Source organism: Pseudomonas sp. sp1636 (assembly GCF_030376615.1).
Lineage (GTDB): Bacteria > Pseudomonadota > Gammaproteobacteria > Pseudomonadales > Pseudomonadaceae > Aquipseudomonas.
The window spans coordinates 238,486-257,319 of the sequence record NZ_JARRAB010000002.1 but is presented as its reverse complement, the minus strand read 5'-3'; the positions used below and the strand labels follow the sequence as shown (position 1 = coordinate 257,319).

The 18,834-nt window shown below is 62.8% G+C and carries 19 protein-coding genes; 5 read left to right on the top strand and 14 right to left on the bottom strand.

Annotation, left to right across the window (positions count from 1 at the left end):
* Window positions 1-213: 213 nt before the first annotated feature.
* Window positions 214-3,273 carry a ribonuclease E gene (gene rne, locus P8H27_RS02940; RefSeq protein ID WP_289635119.1) on the top strand — a complete coding sequence of 1,020 codons (3,060 nt, stop codon included), beginning with the start codon at window positions 214-216 and terminating at the stop codon, window positions 3,271-3,273.
* A 93-nt stretch (window positions 3,274-3,366) separates the two neighbouring features.
* Here rne and murB read toward each other — a convergent pair whose 3' ends face one another.
* From murB to P8H27_RS02900, 8 genes are all read right to left on the bottom strand, one after another.
* The gene (murB, locus tag P8H27_RS02935; protein WP_289635118.1) at window positions 3,367-4,386 is read right to left on the bottom strand and encodes a UDP-N-acetylmuramate dehydrogenase; all 1,020 of its coding nucleotides are present in this window, start codon (window positions 4,384-4,386) and stop codon (window positions 3,367-3,369) included.
* Window positions 4,383-4,847 carry a low molecular weight protein-tyrosine-phosphatase gene (locus P8H27_RS02930; protein ID WP_289635117.1) on the bottom strand — a complete coding sequence of 155 codons (465 nt, stop codon included), beginning with the start codon at window positions 4,845-4,847 and terminating at the stop codon, window positions 4,383-4,385. Before P8H27_RS02930 ends, murB begins: the two co-directional genes overlap by 4 nt.
* Window positions 4,847-5,611, bottom strand: a complete 765-nt coding sequence (gene kdsB, locus P8H27_RS02925) for a 3-deoxy-manno-octulosonate cytidylyltransferase (RefSeq protein ID WP_289635116.1) — start codon at window positions 5,609-5,611, stop codon at window positions 4,847-4,849. Before kdsB ends, P8H27_RS02930 begins: the two co-directional genes overlap by 1 nt.
* A complete protein-coding gene (locus P8H27_RS02920; RefSeq protein WP_289635115.1) occupies window positions 5,612-5,797 on the bottom strand; it encodes a Trm112 family protein in 186 nt (61 codons plus the stop codon).
* Between the two features lie 62 nt (window positions 5,798-5,859).
* Window positions 5,860-6,864, bottom strand: coding sequence for a tetraacyldisaccharide 4'-kinase (gene lpxK / locus P8H27_RS02915; RefSeq protein ID WP_289635114.1), 1,005 nt, complete (start codon window positions 6,862-6,864; stop codon window positions 5,860-5,862).
* Window positions 6,865-6,877: 13 nt separating this feature from the next.
* A complete protein-coding gene (locus tag P8H27_RS02910) occupies window positions 6,878-7,306 on the bottom strand; it encodes a biopolymer transporter ExbD (RefSeq protein WP_289635113.1) in 429 nt (142 codons plus the stop codon).
* Window positions 7,303-7,935: a MotA/TolQ/ExbB proton channel family protein gene (locus tag P8H27_RS02905; RefSeq protein ID WP_289635112.1), complete on the bottom strand. Its 633-nt coding sequence runs from the start codon at window positions 7,933-7,935 to the stop codon at window positions 7,303-7,305. The genes P8H27_RS02910 and P8H27_RS02905 overlap by 4 nt, the downstream gene beginning before the upstream one ends.
* Window positions 7,936-8,007: 72 nt before the next feature.
* Window positions 8,008-10,233, bottom strand: coding sequence for a DNA internalization-related competence protein ComEC/Rec2 (locus tag P8H27_RS02900; protein ID WP_289635111.1), 2,226 nt, complete (start codon window positions 10,231-10,233; stop codon window positions 8,008-8,010).
* Window positions 10,234-10,372: 139 nt separating this feature from the next.
* On the opposite strand from P8H27_RS02900, the gene P8H27_RS02895 reads away from it, so the two are divergent.
* The gene (locus P8H27_RS02895) at window positions 10,373-10,912 is read left to right on the top strand and encodes a DUF2062 domain-containing protein (protein ID WP_289635110.1); all 540 of its coding nucleotides are present in this window, start codon (window positions 10,373-10,375) and stop codon (window positions 10,910-10,912) included.
* Between the two features lie 57 nt (window positions 10,913-10,969).
* Here the strand turns inward: P8H27_RS02895 and P8H27_RS02890 are convergent, their stop codons facing one another.
* Genes P8H27_RS02890 through P8H27_RS02880 form a run of 3 tightly spaced genes read right to left on the bottom strand, consistent with a single transcriptional unit; the run spans window position 10,970 to window position 14,155 of the window.
* A complete protein-coding gene (locus P8H27_RS02890) occupies window positions 10,970-12,214 on the bottom strand; it encodes a lipoprotein-releasing ABC transporter permease subunit (protein ID WP_289635109.1) in 1,245 nt (414 codons plus the stop codon).
* Window positions 12,214-12,897 carry a lipoprotein-releasing ABC transporter ATP-binding protein LolD gene (gene lolD, locus P8H27_RS02885; protein WP_289635215.1) on the bottom strand — a complete coding sequence of 228 codons (684 nt, stop codon included), beginning with the start codon at window positions 12,895-12,897 and terminating at the stop codon, window positions 12,214-12,216. The genes P8H27_RS02890 and lolD overlap by 1 nt, the downstream gene beginning before the upstream one ends.
* Window positions 12,898-12,904: 7 nt before the next feature.
* A complete protein-coding gene (locus P8H27_RS02880; protein ID WP_289635108.1) occupies window positions 12,905-14,155 on the bottom strand; it encodes a lipoprotein-releasing ABC transporter permease subunit in 1,251 nt (416 codons plus the stop codon).
* Between the two features lie 94 nt (window positions 14,156-14,249).
* Here P8H27_RS02880 and P8H27_RS02875 point away from each other — a divergent pair, with 94 nt between their 5' ends.
* The 3 genes from P8H27_RS02875 to P8H27_RS02865 are packed head-to-tail and all read left to right on the top strand — an operon-like array spanning window position 14,250 to window position 15,866.
* Complete coding sequence (locus tag P8H27_RS02875) at window positions 14,250-14,828, top strand: PilZ domain-containing protein (RefSeq protein ID WP_289635107.1); 579 nt, start codon at window positions 14,250-14,252, stop codon at window positions 14,826-14,828.
* Between the two features lie 13 nt (window positions 14,829-14,841).
* Entirely contained in the window at window positions 14,842-15,144 is a 303-nt protein-coding gene (locus tag P8H27_RS02870) for a phosphodiesterase (RefSeq protein ID WP_289635106.1), read from the top strand.
* Window positions 15,141-15,866, top strand: coding sequence for a glycerophosphodiester phosphodiesterase family protein (locus P8H27_RS02865; RefSeq protein WP_289635105.1), 726 nt, complete (start codon window positions 15,141-15,143; stop codon window positions 15,864-15,866). The genes P8H27_RS02870 and P8H27_RS02865 overlap by 4 nt, the downstream gene beginning before the upstream one ends.
* A gap of 196 nt (window positions 15,867-16,062) precedes the next feature.
* On the opposite strand, the gene sthA is transcribed toward P8H27_RS02865, so the two are convergent.
* The 3 genes from sthA to P8H27_RS02850 all read right to left on the bottom strand — a co-directional run bounded on the left by sthA (window position 16,063) and on the right by P8H27_RS02850 (window position 18,833).
* On the bottom strand, window positions 16,063-17,457 hold the full coding sequence (gene sthA, locus P8H27_RS02860) for a Si-specific NAD(P)(+) transhydrogenase (RefSeq protein WP_289635104.1): 1,395 nt from the start codon (window positions 17,455-17,457) through the stop codon (window positions 16,063-16,065).
* Window positions 17,458-17,580: 123 nt separating this feature from the next.
* The gene (gene nqrM, locus P8H27_RS02855; protein ID WP_289635103.1) at window positions 17,581-17,811 is read right to left on the bottom strand and encodes a (Na+)-NQR maturation NqrM; all 231 of its coding nucleotides are present in this window, start codon (window positions 17,809-17,811) and stop codon (window positions 17,581-17,583) included.
* Complete coding sequence (locus P8H27_RS02850) at window positions 17,808-18,833, bottom strand: FAD:protein FMN transferase (RefSeq protein WP_289635102.1); 1,026 nt, start codon at window positions 18,831-18,833, stop codon at window positions 17,808-17,810. The genes nqrM and P8H27_RS02850 overlap by 4 nt, the downstream gene beginning before the upstream one ends.
* Between the last annotated feature and the right edge of the window lies 1 nt (window position 18,834).

Sequence of the window (18,834 nt, the reverse complement as noted above, 5' to 3'; positions counted from 1 at the left end):
CCTCGTCCGCTACCGACAGTTGATTCCTCCTCCTGACCAGCGCTTTCTGTCACAACAGCGAGCAGGAGATGTCCGTCGCGACCCAGCCCAACTGGCTGACTGTCGCTTGACAATGAAGCGATTTACGACCGTTTCTGACGCGCCTAACACCGACCCTGAGAGTCGTGTGTGCCGAACGCCGCTTCCGCCAGCACCGGAAACCGACGGTACAACATGAAAAGAATGCTGATTAACGCAACTCAACCCGAAGAGTTGCGTGTCGCCCTGGTAGATGGGCAAAAACTCTACGACCTGGACATAGAATCGGGCGCCCGCGAGCAGAAGAAGGCCAACATCTATAAAGGCCGCATCACTCGCGTCGAACCCAGCCTCGAGGCGGCGTTTGTCGACTTCGGTTCAGAGCGCCACGGCTTTCTCCCGCTCAAAGAAATCTCCCGCGAGTACTTCAGCAAGGCCACCGAGGGTCGCGTCAACATCAAAGACGTGCTCAAGGAAGGCCAGGAAGTCATCGTTCAGGTCGAAAAAGAGGAGCGCGGCAACAAGGGCGCAGCCCTCACCACCTTTATCAGCCTGGCCGGTCGTTACCTGGTGCTGATGCCGAACAACCCGCGCGCCGGCGGTATCTCGCGGCGCATCGAAGGCGAAGAACGCAACGAGCTGCGCGAAGCCCTCAATGGCCTGGTCGCCCCTAGCGACATGGGCCTGATCGTGCGCACTGCCGGCCTCGGCCGTTCCAGCGAAGAAATGCAGTGGGATCTCGACTACCTGCTGCAACTGTGGACCGCGATCAAAGAAGCTTCGCTGGATCGCGCGGCCCCCTTCCTGATCTACCAGGAAAGCAACGTCATCATCCGCGCCATCCGCGACTACCTGCGCCAGGACATCGGCGAAGTACTGGTCGACAGCATCGAAGCGCAGCAGGAAGCCCTGAGTTTCATCAACCAGGTGATGCCGCAGTACGCCAGCAAGATCAAGCTGTATGAAGACAGCGTGCCGCTGTTCAACCGCTTCCAGATCGAAAGCCAGATCGAAACCGCCTTCCAGCGCGAAGTGAAGCTACCGTCCGGCGGCTCCATCGTGATCGACCCGACCGAAGCCCTGGTGTCCATCGACATCAACTCGGCGCGGGCGACCAAAGGCAGCGACATCGAAGAAACCGCGTTGCAGACCAACCTGGAAGCGGCCGAAGAAATCGCCCGCCAACTGCGTCTGCGCGACATCGGCGGCCTGATCGTGATCGACTTCATCGACATGACCCCGGCGAAGAACCAGCGCGCCGTGGAAGAGAAAGTCCGCGAAAGCCTGGAAGCCGACCGCGCCCGCGTCCAAGTCGGGCGCATCTCGCGCTTCGGCCTGCTGGAAATGTCCCGCCAGCGTCTGCGTCCATCCCTTGGCGAAAGCAGCGGCATCGTCTGCCCGCGCTGCAACGGCCAAGGCATCATCCGCGACGTCGAATCGCTGTCGCTGGCGATTTTGCGCCTGATCGAAGAAGAAGCCCTGAAGGATCGCACCGCCGAGGTTCGCGCCCAGGTGCCGATCCCGGTTGCCGCCTTCCTGCTCAACGAGAAACGCAACTCGATCACCAAGATCGAACTGCGCAGCCGTGCACGCATTGTCATCCTGCCGAACGATCACCTGGAAACACCGCACTTCGAAGTGCAGCGCATCCGTGACGACAGCCCGGAAGCACAATCCACCCAGTCCAGCTATGAAATGGCTGCCACCGAAGTGGAAGAAGTGCAACCGGCTGCCGCCACCCGCACCCTGGTTCGCCAGGAAGCGGCGATCAAGGCCGCGCCGCAGCGTACCGCGCCGACGCCAGCGCCGGCACCGACACCCGTGGCCGAAGTCAGCCCGCCGGTTGCCAGCCAGCCAGGCCTGTTCAAAGGGCTGGTGAAATCGCTGGTCAGTCTGTTCGCCGGCAAGGAAGAAGAAGTTAAACCTGCGGTAGTCGAAAAGAAAACCAGCGAACGCCCCCAGCGTAGCGACGAACGGCGCAGCGGTCGCCAACAGAACCGCAGCCGCGGCGGCCGCCGCGACGAAGAACGCAAGCCACGTGAAGAGCGTGCCCCGCGCGAAGAACGAGCCCCTCGCGAAGAGCGCCAGCCGCGCGTAGCACGCGAAGAGGCGCAACCGCGTGAAGAACGCCCAGCACGTGAAGCGGTTGAAGTTCGCGAGCCGCAGGAAGTCCGCCAGTCGCGCCCACCACGCGAAGGCCAGGAGAATCGCCGCGAGCGCAAGCCACGCGAAGAGCGCCAAACACGCGAACTGCGCGAGCCGCTCGATGCACCGCCAAGCGCTGACAGCGGCAGCAGCGAAGAAGTGCGTGCCGAGCGCCCTGCGCGCCAACCGCGAGCACCACGAGAAGAGCGCCAACCACGCCCCGAAACCGCGGCCATCATCGACGCGGAAGTACTCAGCAACGAAGAACCGCAGCAAGACGATGAGGCAGAAGGCGTAGAAGGCGAGCGTCCACGTCGCCGTTCGCGCGGCCAGCGTCGTCGCAGCAATCGCCGCGAGCGCCAAAGCGACGGCAGCGGTACCCTGAGCGAAGGCACCGAGGAAGCCGGCGAAAACAAGGCTGGCAGCACTCCCCCTCTGGCCGTTGCCGCAACCGTTGCCGCCGAAGTGAACGCAGAGCAGGTCAACCCAGAGCCCGCCGCGATCGAGCAAGCGGCTCAGGAAACTCCAGTTAAGCCTGCTGCAGAGCCAAAGCCGCCAGTGGTCGAACAATTGGCCGAAGCTAGCACCGAGCCGGCTGATACGGCTGAGGTCGCGCCTGCCGAAGTCAGCGCGCCGCAGGTCATCGAAACCGCCCCCGAGGCCACCGAAGCAGCAGTCACTCCTGCGCCAGAAGAGCAGAGCAAGGTGGCCGCCGACAGCGCTGCCAGCGAGCCGGCTGCACCAACAGCCACAGCGGCCGAAACAGTGGGCGAAGAGACCACTGAAACCGCAAGCATCGTACCGAGCACCAGCGGTCGCGCGCCGAACGATCCGCGCGAAGTGCGTCGCCGTCAACGCGAGGCCGAGCGTCTGGCTCGCGAAGCTGCCGAAGCTGCCGCCGTCCAAACCGAAGCGCTAGCAGAAGCCAGCCCAGCGGCAACCGAACCAACGGTTGCAGCGCCGGCCAGCGAAACCACTGAAGCAACCAACCAAGCACCAGTGGCTGAGAGCAGCGAAGCGGAGCGCACGCCGGCAACCGATGCAGATGCAGATGCAGAAAGCGAAACCGAACAGAAGCAGGACGAGCACGCGGACAAGCCGCACGCCTGAGACTATTCAGCGCAATAAAAAAGGGGATGCTTCGGCATCCCCTTTTTCTTGCTTCTGGCCACGCTAACCGTGCAACTCGCCTCTGTCCGCGGTTTACAGCACGTTAGGCTCGATTTCCAGGGCAACCGCAAAACGCTGGAAAATATCCGCCTGGATGCGCTGCGCCAGCGCCAACAACTGCGGCCCGGTGGCCTGGCCATAATTGACCAACACCAAAGCCTGCAGCCGATGCACCCCGGCATCGCCCTCACGAAAGCCCTTCCAACCGGCGCGTTCGATCAGCCAGCCAGCGGCCAACTTGACCCGACCATCGGCCTGCGGGTAAGCCACCAGGTCGGCATGCTCGGCGCTTAGGCGTTGCGCCAGCTCAACCGAAACCAAAGGGTTCTTGAAAAAGCTGCCGGCATTGCCCAGCAGCGCCGGATCGGGCAATTTCTCGCGGCGAATCGCACAGATGGAGCGACCGACATCGACCGCCGTCGGCGCCGCTATGCCCCGCTCCGCCAGGTGCTGGCGGAGCGGGCCATAGTCCAGATGCAGCGCTGCCGTTCGGCTCAGGGCAAAGCGCACGCGCAAGATCACCCAACGCCCCGCCTCACGCTTGAACAGGCTGTCGCGATAGGCGAAAGCACAATCATCCAGAGAAAATTCGCGTAATTCGCCGCTGCGACGATCCAGGGCGGTCAAGCCGGCGAACCGGTCTTGCAACTCAACACCATAGGCGCCGATATTCTGCATCGGCGCGGCACCGACCGTGCCGGGAATCAGACTGAGGTTTTCCAGACCCACCAGACCCTGCTGCAGAGTCCACTGCACAAAGGGGTGCCAGGGTTCGCCGGCCTCGGCCTCGATCAGCGCCCGCTCGCCGTCGTCCTGCAACACACGAACCCCGCGACTGGCCATGCGCAGCACCAGCGCCTCGACATCGGCGGTCAGCAGCATATTGCTGCCGCCACCGAGCAGCAGCAGGGGCAACTGCCGCTGCTCGGCATAAACCAACGCCTCACGCACCTGATCGTCGTCATGTGCCTCGGCAAACCAGCGCGCCGTAACATTTATGGCGAAGCTGTTATAGGCCTTGAGCGAAACCTGCGGTTGAACGCAAAGGCTCATAGCCGCCCTCGCAGTTCGCGAAGCAAGGCAGCGCAGCCCTGCTCGAGCAGATCCAGCACCTGTTCGAAACCTTCTTCGCCACCGTAATAGGGATCGGGCACCTCATCTCGCGCCAGCTCATAGCGGCGCAGGAACAGATCCAGTTCGGCCGTAGCCTTGCCTGGCCGCAAGCGCCGCAGGTGCTCGAGGTTGCTGTTATCCATGGCCAGAATCAGGTCGAAACGACTGAAATCGCTGGCGCAGACCTGACGCCCGCGCAGGGCGGACAGATCATAGCCGCGCCGCTGCGCCGCCTGCCGGGTGCGGCTGTCCGGCGACTTGCCGACGTGCCAGTCGCCGGTACCGGCGGAATCGACTTCGATGCACCCCTCCAGCCCCAACTCACGCAGCTTGTGCCGCAGCACCGCTTCGGCAGTCGGCGAGCGGCAGATATTGCCCAGGCAGACAAACAAGACGCGCATCAGGCCTCCAGCAGTCGGCGCACGCGCGCTAGATCTTCCGCCGTATCGACCCCGGCCGGCGGCGCCTGCAGGGCATCGGCGACATGGATGCGCACGCCATGCCAGAGCGCGCGCAGCTGCTCCAGGCACTCGGCGTCCTCCAACCAGCAAGGGCCCCAGGCGACGAAATCGTGGAGAAACTGCACGCGGTAAGCATAGATGCCGATATGCCGACGGTAGGGCACATTCGCCGGTAACTGCTCGCGGCTGACGGCAAAAGCGTCACGTGCCCAGGGCAAAGGTGCGCGACTGAAGGTCAGCGCCAGACCATTGCGGTCGCTCGCCACCTTGACCACGTTGGGATTGAACAGCGCAGCCACATCGTCGATCGGCTCGGCCAGGGTGGCGATAGCCGCCTGCGGATTGGCAGCCAGGTTGGCCGCCACTTGATCGATGATCGCCGGCGGAATCAGCGGCTCGTCACCCTGCACATTGACCACCATGGCGTCGGGTGCCAGCCCCAGCGCAGCAGCCACTTCGGCCAGGCGATCGGTGCCGGAGTTGTGCTCGACGCGGGTCAACAGCACTTCGGCACCAAAGCGGCGGCAGGCCTCGACGATGCGCGCATCGTCGGTCGCCACCACCACCTGGCGGGCGCTGCTTTTACACGCCTGCTCCCAGACATGCTGGATCATCGGTTTGCCGGCAATATCCTGCAGCGGTTTGCCGGGCAGACGGCTGGAGGCGTAACGCGCCGGAATCACAACGGTAAAGGCGCTGTTCATTTACTTGTCCAGACGCTCGTCGACATTGAGGCTACGGGCTTCGCTTTCCAGCATCACCGGGATGCCGTCGCGCACCGGAAAAGCCAGGCCATCGGCCTTGCAGATCAATTCAGACTTATTAGCGGCAAGTTTCAGCGGGCCCTTGCACAGCGGGCAAGCCAAGATATCGAGTAATTTCGGGTCCATGGGAGATCCTTGCTATAGAGCGGCGGCAATAAATGAGACGACGCTCGCGATACCCTGCGGGTTTAGCGAGCGGGAGGCAGCAAAGCGGTCAACTGTCCATCGAACCAAGCAATGAAGGCCGCCGAAGGCTCGGCATCCACGACCAGGTACCACCAGTCATCGGCGGCAAAAGCCCGACATTTGACTGCATCCTTTTCCGTCATGACCACAGGCAACGCCGGGCTGAAATTCAGCAGTTCGACGCTGTACTGCGCATGGTCGACAAAAGCATGCGCAATTGGCCGCCAGTGTAGCGTTTCGAGCGTATTGAAGAAACGCCGCGGGTTACCGATACCGGCGACAGCATGCAGCTGCTGTTGGGGCGAGAAATGCGTCAGCGGGTGCTGCTCGCCACTGCGCAGGTTGACCAGCGCGCGAGGACGCAAGCCGAAGGCGTAACCCTCCGGCGAATCGTTATCGGCTCCGTTGTAGAGCAGCGCATCGACGCTCAGCAGACGCTCGGCCGGTTCGCGCAACGGCCCGGCGGGCAGGCAACGCCCGTTACCCAAGCCGCGCGCCGCATCGATCAGCACCAGCTCCAGGTCACGGGCCAGGCGGTAATGCTGCAAGCCATCGTCACTCAGAATCAGATCCAGCGGCTCGGCGGCCAGCAAGGCAGCCACCGCGCGCCCCCGATCGGGGTCGATCATCAAGGGCACACCACTGCGCTGAACGATCAGCAGCGGCTCATCGCCAGCAATCCCGGGGCTTTGCTCGGCCTGCACACGCCAGGGCAAATGCGTTGGTTTGGCGCCGTAGCCACGGCTGACCACGCCGACCCTGAGGCCACGCTGGCGGCAATGTTCGATCAGCCAGAGAATCAGCGGGGTCTTACCGGTGCCGCCGACGGTGATATTGCCCACCACCACGACCGGTACCGGAGCGCGGTAGATTTCGCCCGCACCGGCGAGAAAACGCGCGCGTCTGCGCTGCACCACCGCCCGGTAGAGGCACTCGAACGGACGCAACAGGGTCAGCGCCGGATGCCCCGTGTACCAGGCAGCCAGCAGGCGTTCGGACAGGCTCATGGAAAAACGACCCTCAAGGCGCGGCCTGTACCTCGACCGTGGTGATGCGCAGATGGGCGAAGCCCAACTTGCCTGCCGCATCCATGGCCGTGATCACTGCCTGATGGGGGGTCTTGCCATCGGCACTGATGGTCAACGGCAGGCTGTTGTCACCCTCCGATTCCTTTTGCAGCGCCGCGATCAAGCTATTCAGGTCACTTTTCAGCAGTTGCTTGCCATTCAGCGAATAACTGCCGTCGACCGCGATCAGCACCTCCAACTGCTTCAGTTCGGTCTGCTCCGGCGGCGTGCCACTGGCCGCCTCGGGCAGATCGACCTTGAGCTGAGTCTCACGGGTGAAGGTGGTGGTGACCACAAAAAACAAGAGCAGGATGAACACCACGTCGATCAGCGAAGCCAGGTTGATCTCGACGTTCTCCCGCGGTTTGCGCCGGAATTTCACGCCTTGCCCTCACCCAAATCGACGTCGCGATCGCCCTGCACCACTTCCACCAGTTTGATCGCTTCCTGCTCCATACCGACCACCAGCTCATCGACCCGGCGCTGCAGGTAACGGTGAAAGAACAGCGCCGGAATCGCCACCATCAAACCGGCCGCCGTGGTGATCAATGCCTTGGAAATGCCCGCTGCAAGCATCGGCGCATTGGCCATGCCCGCCCCCATGAAGGAGCTGAAGATTTCGATCATGCCCAGCACGGTACCGAGCAAACCGAGCAGTGGTGCGATACCGGCAATGGTACCCAGGGCATTGAGGTAGCGCTCCAGATCGTGGATAACCCGCGCGGCCGCCTCTTCGATGCACTCTTTCATGATCTCGCGACCATGCTTGGAGTTGGCCAGACCGGCCGCCAGAATCTGCCCCAAAGGCGAGCCGACACGCAGCTCCTTGAGCTTCTGGTTATTCAGCTTTTTGTCTTTGATCCAACGCCAAACCTGACCGAGCAAGTGCGGCGGTGTGATGCGGCTGGGCCGCAGCGTCCACAGACGCTCGGCAATAATGCCGGCCGCAGCGATAGAGCACAGCATGATCGGCAGCATCATCCAGCCGCCAGCTTTGACCAGTTCCCACACGGTGGCACATCCCCTTTGGAAAAGTGGCGCCACTCTAGCATAGGGGTGGCATGGCGCCGACCGCCGCGGTTCTCATTTTTCTCGCCAAAAGCGTGCGTGCGCCCGCAACCCTTGTGCTGGCGCGAAGGTGCCTAGGCGAATACGCAAAGCACCCTGTTCGACCGTGTCATAGAGCCGCGCGGGCAACGCCTCGTAGCGCGCCAGCACACTGGCATGCGGGTGGCCGAAAGCATTGTGCTGGCCGCGGGAAATCAGTGCCGCGCGCGGCGCCACGGCATCCAGCAAGGGCTGCGACGACGAGCCGCGACTGCCATGGTGTGGCGCCAGCAGCCAGTCGGCGCGGACATCCAGGCCACTGTCGAGCAGGGCGCGCTCGGCGCGGCTGTCGATATCGCCAGTCAATAACAGACGTTCGCCAGCGGCCTCGATCAGCAACACGCAGGAAGCCTGGTTGCCATCCGTTGCCTGCGCCCAGCGCCAGGTAGTGAAACGCACCCCATCCCATTGCCAGCTGCGCCCCGCCTCACAGACCTCGGCCTGGAGCACCGCCGGCAGCACTGCAGCCTCGCCGCTCACCACCCGATTGAGCGCCATACCGCGCTGAATCGCCAGTGCGCCGCCGGCGTGATCATTGTCGGCATGACTGATCAGCAACATATCCAGTTGCGCCACCCCCAGCGCGCGCAGTGACGGCAGCACCACCCGCTCGCCCATATCGAAGTCGCCGAAGCGCGGGCCGGCGTCGTACAACAGGGCATGTTCGCGGGTGCGCAGCAAGACCGCCAGGCCTTGACCGACGTCCAGCACCCACACCTCGGCCTGACCATGGATCGGTCGCTCTGTCTCGGTGTAGAACAGCGGCAGCAGCAAAACCCAGCCCAGGCTGCGCAATGGCACACCGGCCGGCAGCAGCAACAACAAAGCGCCCAGCGTCACCAGCAACCAGGCCCAGAGCGGTAAGGTGTCGGGCAACCAGGCCGGTAGCCAGACGGCAATCTGCGCCAGCACTATAAACAGCAGCTTGAGCAAACCACCCGCGAGCCATAACAGTGCCTGCCCCAGCCAAGGCAGCGGCAAGAGCAAGGTGCCCAGCAGCGCCAACGGCACCACCGCCAAACCGACCCAGGGCACGGCGATCAGATTGGCCAGCGGCCCACTGGCACTGACCGGCAAACCCAATGCCAGCAACAGTGGCAGCAAACCGACGGCCATCGCCCACTGCGCTCGCCCCAGCGTCCGCCACCACGACCAGGCGCCCAGACGGCCACTGAAAATCAGGATCAGCAACAACACCGCAGCGAATGACAACCAGAAGCCTGGCTGCAAGCTGGCCAAAGGCTCCAGCAACAAGACCACGGCCAATGCGATCAGCAGCGGCAAGAAAACCCCAAGATGACGAAAACGCCAACGCCACAGCAGCACCAGGCCGACCATCACACAGGCGCGTCGCACCGGCACCTCGAAGCCGGCCAGCAGGCCGTAACCGAGCGCACCGGCGAAGGCCAGGCCGCAGGCCAAGGGCAACCACGGCCATTGCCGCGGCCACCAGCCCAAACGAGCCAACCCGGCAATCAAGCCATACAACAGCCCGGCCAACAGGCCGATATGCTGGCCGGAAATCACCAGCAAGTGCACCGTGCCGGTGTCTTGCAGCACGCGCCAATCGGCCACCGACAAACCGGAGCCATCCCCCAGCACCAGGGCCGCCAGTGCCCCCGCGCGGCCATGGGCTTCGACTGCGAGCAAGCGCTGGCGCAGGCCATCGCGCCAGCCAGCAGGCCCGCTGGCGGCGCCCACCCGCTGGCCACTCTTGACCGTACCGCTAGCACCAATGCGTTGCGCCAGCAGCCAGGCCTCGTAATCGAAAGACTGCGGATTGACCAGACCATGCGCGCGCTTGAGGCGTACCGCCAAACGCCAGGTCTCGCCGGCACGCAGCTCTGGCGCGCCATGCCAGGCCAAACGCAGTCGCTGCGGCAACTTGGCACGCCGCGACTCGGCCTGCTCAAATTGAAAGCGCACGATGCCATCGCGCGTGTCGGGCAGGCCGACGACCCGTCCCTGCAGCCACAGGGTACGGCCATCCAGCTCAGGTGCCAGCCTATCGTCCAGCGCCGACTGCGCCGAGATACCGGCCCAGCTGAGGCCAAACAGGAAAAAAGCCACTGGATAGCTGCGAAATGGCAGCAACATCAGCCCCAGTATCGGCAGCAGCCATAACAGCCAGACCGGCGGTAAAGCCGGCAAGAATCGCAGCAGGAGCAAACCCGCTACCAGCGCTGACATCCCTATGCGCATAACCGCTCACTCCATGAAATCCGCTTCCGTGGATCTAACCCAACACCCGTTTTGACTTATTTGCTGTGACAAAGTGGGAAAGCGGGCCACTGCGAATCCGTGCATAATATCGGCGCTTTTAGCCTGCCAGAGAGCTCAGATGCCGCGTCGTTTCTTCAAGCGCTACATGCCTCACCCAGACCGCATCAAGGCCAACAAATCTCTGCGCTTTCTCGGCTCACTGATTCACGACCCCAATCTCTGGCATCTCAACCGCCACTCGGTGGCGCGTGCCGTGGCCATCGGCCTGTTCTGGGCGATGATCCCCATGCCGATGCAAATGGTCGCCGCCGCACTGGTCGCCATCCCTGCGCGTGCCAATTTGCCGATCTCCGTTGGACTGGTCTGGCTGACCAATCCGATCACCATGCCTCCGGTGTTCTATTGCAGCTACAAGTTCGGCGCCTGGATGACCAACACCCCCACCCTGCGCATGCCCGATGAGATCACCCTGAGCTGGGTCGGCCACATGCTGCAAACCCACTGGCAGCCTCTGCTGCTCGGCTCCTTCGTGCTCGGTTTGCTGTTTGCCGTGCTGGGTTACCTGGCCACCAACACTTACTGGCACTGGTGGGTACGGCACAACTGGCGCAAGCGCCAGGAAAAACGCCGCGAGCGCAAGCGCGACCAGCAGGGCTGAAACGACAAAGCCGTTACTGCTGAAAGTAACGGCTTTGTCGTTTCCAATCAGACTAGCTCATTCGTAACGCAAAGCTTCCGCCGGCTGGATACCGGCAGCCCGCCAGGACGGATAGAGGGTCGCGAGAAAGCTCAGGGCAAGGGCCGCACCACAGATCAGCAGCACATCGCTGAGCAGCAGCTCAGACGGCAGGTTACTGATGAAGTAGACATCCGAGCTGAGCACCTGCTGGCCACTCAGGCGCTCGATCCAGCCGACCAACTGGCTGACATTCAGCGCCGCCACTATGCCCAGCACGGCACCAAGCAGCGTGCCGACCAGCCCAATCACCATACCCTGCACCATGAAGATGCCCATGATCTGCCCGGGGGTCGCCCCCAGAGTGCGCAATATGGCGATATCCGCGCCTTTGTCGGCGACCACCATGATCAGGGTGGCAATGATATTGAAAGCGGCCACCGCCACGATCAGCAGCAACAGCAAGCCGATCATGGTCTTCTCCATCTTCATCGCACTGAACAGGCTGCCCTGGGTGCGCGTCCAGTCGCTGGCCAGGTAGCCCTCGCCCAACTCCGCGACAAGCGCGGCCGATACCTGCGGCGCCTGGTAGAGATCGTGCAACTTCAAGCGCACGCTGGGCACCTGGCCCGGCGGTAAACGCTGGATCTGCGCGGCATCGGCGACATGCAGCAGGGCCAGCGAGCCGTCCAGCTCGGCGCCGACCTTGAACACCCCGACCACATTGATCGCCTGCATGCGCGGCGTGATGCCACCGGGCACCGCACTGGCCTCGGGCACGATCAGCGCCAAGCGGTCGCCGATCTTCAGCTGGAAGCGCCGGGCGGTAATTTCACCGATCACCACGCCGAACTCGCCGGCCCGCAGATCGCTCAGCCGCCCCTGGGTCATGTGCTCGGCAATGATCGACACCTGCGCTTCCAACGCGGGATCGACGCCCTGCAACTGAATCGGCTGCATCGCCCCGCGGTGGGACAACATGCCTTCCAGTTCGGCAAAGGGTACGGCGGCCACCACCTGCGGATTGCGCCGGGCAGCCGCAGCCAGCACCTGCCAATCGTCCAGCGGCTGAACCCCGGAGAGAGTCGCATGGGGCACCATGCCGAGGATCCGCGAACTCATTTCCTTCTGAAAACCATTCATGACCGACAACACCACGATCATCGCCAGCACGCCCAGGGCGAGGCCGATCATCGAGGTCAATGAAATAAAGGAAATGAAATGGTTGCGCCGCTTGGCCCGGGTATAGCGGGTGCCTATGTAGAGACTCAGGGGACGAAACATCAGGCGGCCACCAACTTGCCGTCTTCCAGGCGCAGAATGCGATCCATCTGCTGCGCCAGCTCCAGGTCGTGGGTCACCACCAGAAAGGCAGTGCGCGACGCGCTGCTCAACTCCCGCATCAGATCCTGAATGCCCTGCGCGGTGTGGTGGTCGAGGTTGCCGGTCGGCTCATCGAGCAGCACCAGCTCCGGCCGATTGACCAAGGCGCGGGCAATGGCCACACGCTGGCGCTCGCCACCGGACAGCTCCGCCGGCTTGTGCGCCAGGCGGTGGCCGAGTCCGACCCGCTCGAGCAGGGCGGTCGCCCGCTGGCGCGCCTCACTGATCGGCGTGCGCCCGATCAGCAAGGGCATGCAGACGTTCTCCAGGGCCGTGAACTCCGGCAACAGGTGGTGGAACTGATAGACGAAGCCCAGCGAGCGGTTGCGCAGCAGGCCACGCTCCTTTTCACTCAACGCCGACAGCTCCTCGCCCGCCAGCCAGACGCTGCCGCTGCTGGGCGTATCCAAACCGCCGAGCATATTCAGCAAGGTGCTCTTGCCCGAACCCGAGCTGCCGACAATCGCCACCCGCTCGCCAGGCTGCAACTCCAGCTGCAAGCCCTCCAGCACCACCACCGCCTGCGGACCTTCCTCATAACTTTTGCCGAGGTTACGGCAACTCAACACGGCACGATCTTGCATAACCTGATCACTCATAACGCAGAGCCTCCGCGGGCTGGGTACGCGCCGCGCGCCAGGCCGGATAAAGGGTGGCGAGAAAACTCAGAACCAGCGCAGCGGCGCAGACCAGCAGTACGTCCGCGAGCATCAGTTGCGCTGGCAGGTAGTCGATGAAATAGACGTCGGCATTGAGAAAGCGCATACCCAGCGCCCGCTCCAGTGCGGCAATAGCGGCGCTGACATTGAGTGCGGCGAAGATCCCCAGCAGCGCCCCGATCAGGGTGCCGACCACGCCGATCACCGTGCCCTGAACCATGAAAATGGCCATGATTTGCCCGGGCGTGGCACCGAGGGTACGCAGAATGGCGATATCGCCCTTCTTGTCCGTCACCACCATGACCAGCGTCGAGATGATGTTGAATGCGGCAACCGCGACTATCAGCAGCAGCAGCAGGCCGATCATGGCCTTCTCCATGCGGATCGCCTGATACAGATTACCGTGGGTGCGGGTCCAATCGCGGGCGTAATAGTCACGTTCGCCCAGGGTTTGCGCCAACGCCCAGGCCGTGCGCGGCGCCTGAAACAGGTCGGCGAATTTCAGGCGGATGCCCTGCACCTGATTCGTTTGGCGGCGCTGCAGGCGCGCCAGATCCTGCACATGGGTCATCGCCACGTAACCATCGATCTCCCCGGCGCCGACATGAAAGATGCCCACCACGGTGAAGCGCTTGAGCCGCGGGAACATGCCCGCCGGGGTTACCGTGACCTCGGGCGCGACGAAGGTGATCTTGTCGCCCAGGCCGACGCCCAGCTTGGCGGCAGCCTTGTCGCCGATGACGATGCCAAAAGCGCCGGGCTCGAGGTCTTGCAAACGGCCCTGCTGAAAGAAATCGCCGATGATCGAAACCTTCGCTTCCTCGAGCGGATCGACGGCATTGATCAACACCTTCTGCACCTTGCCCTCATGGGTGAGCAAGCCTTGCATCTGGCTGAATGGCGCCACGGCCAACACCTGCGGATTCGCCAGCGCCTTGGCCGCGAGGCTGCGCCAATCATCGATGGCGGTCGCCGACTCGACAGTGGCGTGCGGCACCATGCCGAGCACACGGGTGCGCATCTCATGGTCGAAGCCGTTCATCACCGACAGCACCACAATCATCACCAGCACACCGAGTGCCAGCCCGATCATCGAGGTCAGGGAAATAAAGGACACGAAATGATTGCGGCGTTTGGCGCGTGTGTAACGCGCACCTATATATACGAACAGAGGTCTGAACATGTCGGGGCTGATTCGCGGGAAAGAGGGACGTCCTTGTGGCGGGGCCTGGCCAGCGGCCTTACACTCAGACCACTACTGCTGCCATGGGTTCGCCATGTCGATTCAAGATGAAGATGACCGCCGCGAATACTATCGTATCGACGATACGATCGCACTGGAATTCACCCCGCTGTCCGGTGCCGAGGCGCTGGCCAGTGACGAGCTTCACGACAGCTCGCCGCTGTTCAATCTACTCAGTGAATTGCACCTGCTGGATTTCGAATCACAGCACCTGTTACGCCATATCAGTGAACGCGACCGCCCCCTGGCCAACTACCTCAAGGTGATCAACAAACGCATCGACCTGCTCGGCCAGGCCGTCGCGCAGAGCCTGTTGCGCGACATCGGCACACCGCGACGGGTCTGCCTGTCCGAGGGCGGGGTAAGCTTCAACAGCGCTCAAAACCTCGCCATCGGCAGCCACCTGGCGATCAAGATAGTGCTGATGCCGCAAGCCCTTGGCCTGCTGTTGCGGGCCAAGGTGATTCACTGCCAGGCGCTCGCCGAGCAACAATTCGAGATCGGCACCGCGTTCGAAGCCTTGACCGACGCCCAGCGCCAGTTACTGGCCCGGCATATCCTCCAGCGCCAAGCCCGGGAGCGCCGCCAGGCCCGTGAACAGCCCCAGCCTTAGTGACGAGAAGCCTATGCCACGCCTTTTGCTAGCACTGATCCTGTGCCTGCCGCTCGGCGCCAACGCCGAAACCCGGCAGATCCCCCTTGGCCAGCAAGGCACCGGCAGCGCGCAACTGCCCCAGCGCGGCGCATCGCAGCGTTCGGTGCTGGAGCGCTTCGGCCTGGCCGACGAAGAACACCGCGCGGTCGGCAGCCCGCCGATCAGCCGCTGGGATTACCGCGAGTTCAGCGTGTACTTCGAGTACGACCACGTGATCAACAGCGTGCGCCACCATCGGCCGCGCACCAGCGACCCTGCGAAGGAGCAACCGTGACCCTGATCTACGGCCACCGCGGCGCCAAAGGCGAAGCACCGGAAAACACCCTGATCGGCTTCCAGCAGTGCCTGCAACAGGGTGTACGCCACTGCGAACTGGATTTGCACCTGTCGCGCGACGGCGAGTTGATGGTCATTCACGACCCGACCCTGAAGCGCACCACCGGCCATCGTGGCAAGGTGATCGAACACGACGCCGTCGACCTGGTGCGCTATGACGCGCGCAAAGGTGGGCCAGGCTGGAAAACCCCCTGCCCGATTCCCCGCCTGGCCGAGCTGTTCGAGCAATGCGCCTTCGAGCACTGGCAGCTGGAAGTCAAAAGCGCCTCGAAAGTCCGCGCCGCGCAGATGGTCGTGGCGATTGCCGATCTGGCCGCCCGTTATGGCCTGACCGACAAGGTCACGGTCACCTCGAGTTCACGGGAAGTACTCGGTGCGCTCAAACGCCTGACCCCGCAGCTGGCCCGCGGCCTGGTGGCGGAATACGCCTGGCTCGACCCACTGAAAGTAGCCCAGCATTATGGCTGCAACCTGCTGGCGCTGAACTGGATCCTGTGCACCCCGGAACGCCTGCTGAAAGCGCAGAAAGCCGGCTTGCATGTCTCGGTCTGGACGGTCAACGAACCGGCGCTGATGCGCCGTCTGGCAGATTTTGGCGTGGACAGCCTGATTACCGACTTTCCGGGATTGGCGGTGCAGACGCTGGACAGATCGGGCTGAGCAACCTCCAACCTACGCCTACCACGCAGTGCAGTGCAGGCTGCATCCCCGACAAGGCACAGCATAAAAAACCGGCCACAGGAGGCCGGTTTTTTATACTTACCTGATCAGAAGCTTTCCCGATTTGGCCAGCGCCATGTTTGGGAAGCACTGAACGGATCCTCCCCGACCGGCTCAGGCCACCGGTCGGAGCCGTTCAAAAAAGCCGGTTGAGGCCGTCGAACGCCGCCACCCGATAGGCTTCGGCCATGGTCGGGTAGTTGAAGGTGGTGTTGACGAAATATTTGATGCTATTGGCCTCACCCTTCTGGTTCATGATCGCCTGGCCGATGTGCACAATCTCCGAGGCCTGATAGCCGAAGCAGTGCACCCCCAGCACTTCGAGCGTCTCGCGATGGAACAGAATCTTCAGCATGCCCACCGGCTCATTGGAGATCTGTGCCCGCGCCATGCTCTTGAAGAACGCCTTACCCACTTCATAGGGAATCTTGGCCTGGGTCAGCTCGCGCTCGTTCTTGCCGATCGAGCTGATCTCCGGAATGGTGTAGATCCCGGTCGGGACATCGTCGACGAAACGCCAGCTGTCGTTCTCGACGATATTGCCGGCCGCCGAACGGCCCTGGTCATAAGCAGCACTGGCCAGGCTCGGCCAGCCGATCACATCGCCGGCAGCGAAGATGTTCGAGACTTCGGTGCGGTAGTGCTGGTCGACCTCGACCTGACCGCGGCTGTTGACCCGAATGCCGATGTTTTCCAGACCCAGCTTGTCGGTGTTGCCGGTACGGCCGTTACACCAGAGCAGGGCATCGGCCTTGATCTTCTTGCCCGACTTCAGGTGCAGGATCACGCCGTTGTCGACACCTTCGATGCTTTCGTACTCTTCGTTATGGCGAATCAGCACGTTGGTATTGCGCAGGTGGTAACTCAGCGCATCGGAGATTTCCGCATCGAGAAAGCTGAGCAATTGGTCGCGGTTGTCGATCAGGTCGACCAGTACCCCAAGACCGCTGAAGATCGACGCATATTCGCAACCGATGACCCCGGCGCCATAGATGATCAGCCGCCGCGGGGTGTGGCTGAGGGTGAGAATGGTATCGCTGTCGTACACCCGCGGATGATGGAAGTCGATATCCGCTGGACGATAGGGGCGCGAACCGGTGGCGATGACGACCTGCTTGGCCACCAACTTTTCCACCACGCCATTGGGGCAGACGACCTCGATGGTCTGCTCGTCGGCGAAACTGCCGGTGCCGTAGAACAGATCGATGCGGTTGCGTGCGTAATAACCGGTGCGTGAAGCCACCTGCTTGTTTATCACCCGCTCGGCGCTCTTCAGCACATCGGGAAAGGAAAACCAGCGCGGCTCGCCGATCTGACGAAACATCGGATTGGTGTTGAATTGCATGATCTGGCGCACCGAATGGCGCAAAGCCTTGGACGGGATAGTACCCAGGTGGGTGCAGTTGCCACCGACCTCGCGCCGGCTATCGACCACCGCCACCTTGCGCCCCGCCTTGGCGGCGTTCATTGCCGCGCCCTCACCCGCCGGGCCCGAGCCCAGCACCACCACGTCGTAGTTGTAGACCGCCATGTTTACTCCTTCAGATCACACCGGAGCGCTTGTGCCGCACTCTCGGCAGGGCCAGCACTGCATCAGCAGCCTGACAATCGATACGTGATTCGACAGCCTGACATGCAGGTCGGCGAATGGCGATTAGCGCTTGGTCGCGTCGTAGGCCAGAGGCTTGGAGCCGGCCTCCGCTGGCGCGCTGTTGACCTCCTCGCACTTCTCGCGACTACCGCCGCAAATCGAACACTCTTTCTCGATGCCCAGATTGGCGATACCGCCACAGGAACCGGCAATCGGTTTACGCCCCATGATCACGCCCACTGCCATCAACGACACCACCAACAGCATGGTAAAAAATACGGTCAACCAAATCATTGCTCTTCTCCTGCAGCGAACAGCTGCTCGAAAGCCGTGGTACCCCGTGTGACGAAGCCCTCGCCCTCACGGGTCACGAAAAACGCCGCGATGCGAGCCTGCTCAGCGTAAGCCAAACCTCGCTCGGGCCCTAGCACCATCAATAATGTAGACAAGCCATCGGCGCGTAAGGTCGATGGATCGGCGACCGTCACCGCTGCCAGCTTGTGAGTGATGGGCGCCCCGGTTTGCGGATCGAGCGTATGCGAGTAGCGCACACCGTTTTCCTCGAAATAATTACGGTAATCGCCCGAAGTGGAAATACCGTAACCATCCAGCTGCAGAATCCGCTGCGCCACCCGCTGATCATCGCGTGGCGCCTCGATGGCGATGCGCCAGGATTGGCCATCCGGCTTCTTGCCGGCGGCCTTGAGCTCCCCGGTGACGTCCACCAGGTAACTGCCGACACCCAACTCGACCAGGCGCCTGACGATTTTGTCGACCGTATAACCGGCGGCGATACTGTTGAGATCCAGCTGCAGATCGACGTCCTTGCACAGCTGCTGGCCGTCGATGCGCAGGTGTCGATAACCGCTGCGTTGACGCGCCTCAGCCAATTGTTCGACGCTCGGCACCCGCTCGACCCGCGCCTGCGGGCCGAAGCCCCACAGGTTGAGCAACGGTTCGAGGGTCGGATCGTAAGCGCCGGCGCTGTCCTGCGCCAACTCCAGGGCGGCACGCACAACCTCGAGCATGCCGGCGGGAACCGCCATACAGCTGCCCGCTGGCGCCCGATTGAACAGCGAGATCAGCGAGTCGTCACGATAGGTGGACATCTGCCGATCGACTTCGGCCAGAATCGCCTCGGTCTCGGCCTTGAGGGTCGGCGTATCGGCGACACCCTCGCCGGTGACATATTTGACCGAATAGGTGCTGCCCATGGTCGGGCCAGCAAACTCTTCGACCTGCTCGGAAGGCAAACAGCCCGCTAGGGCTGTCGCCAAGGCGACAGCGATAACGGGCTGGAGTACCGCTGATTTCATG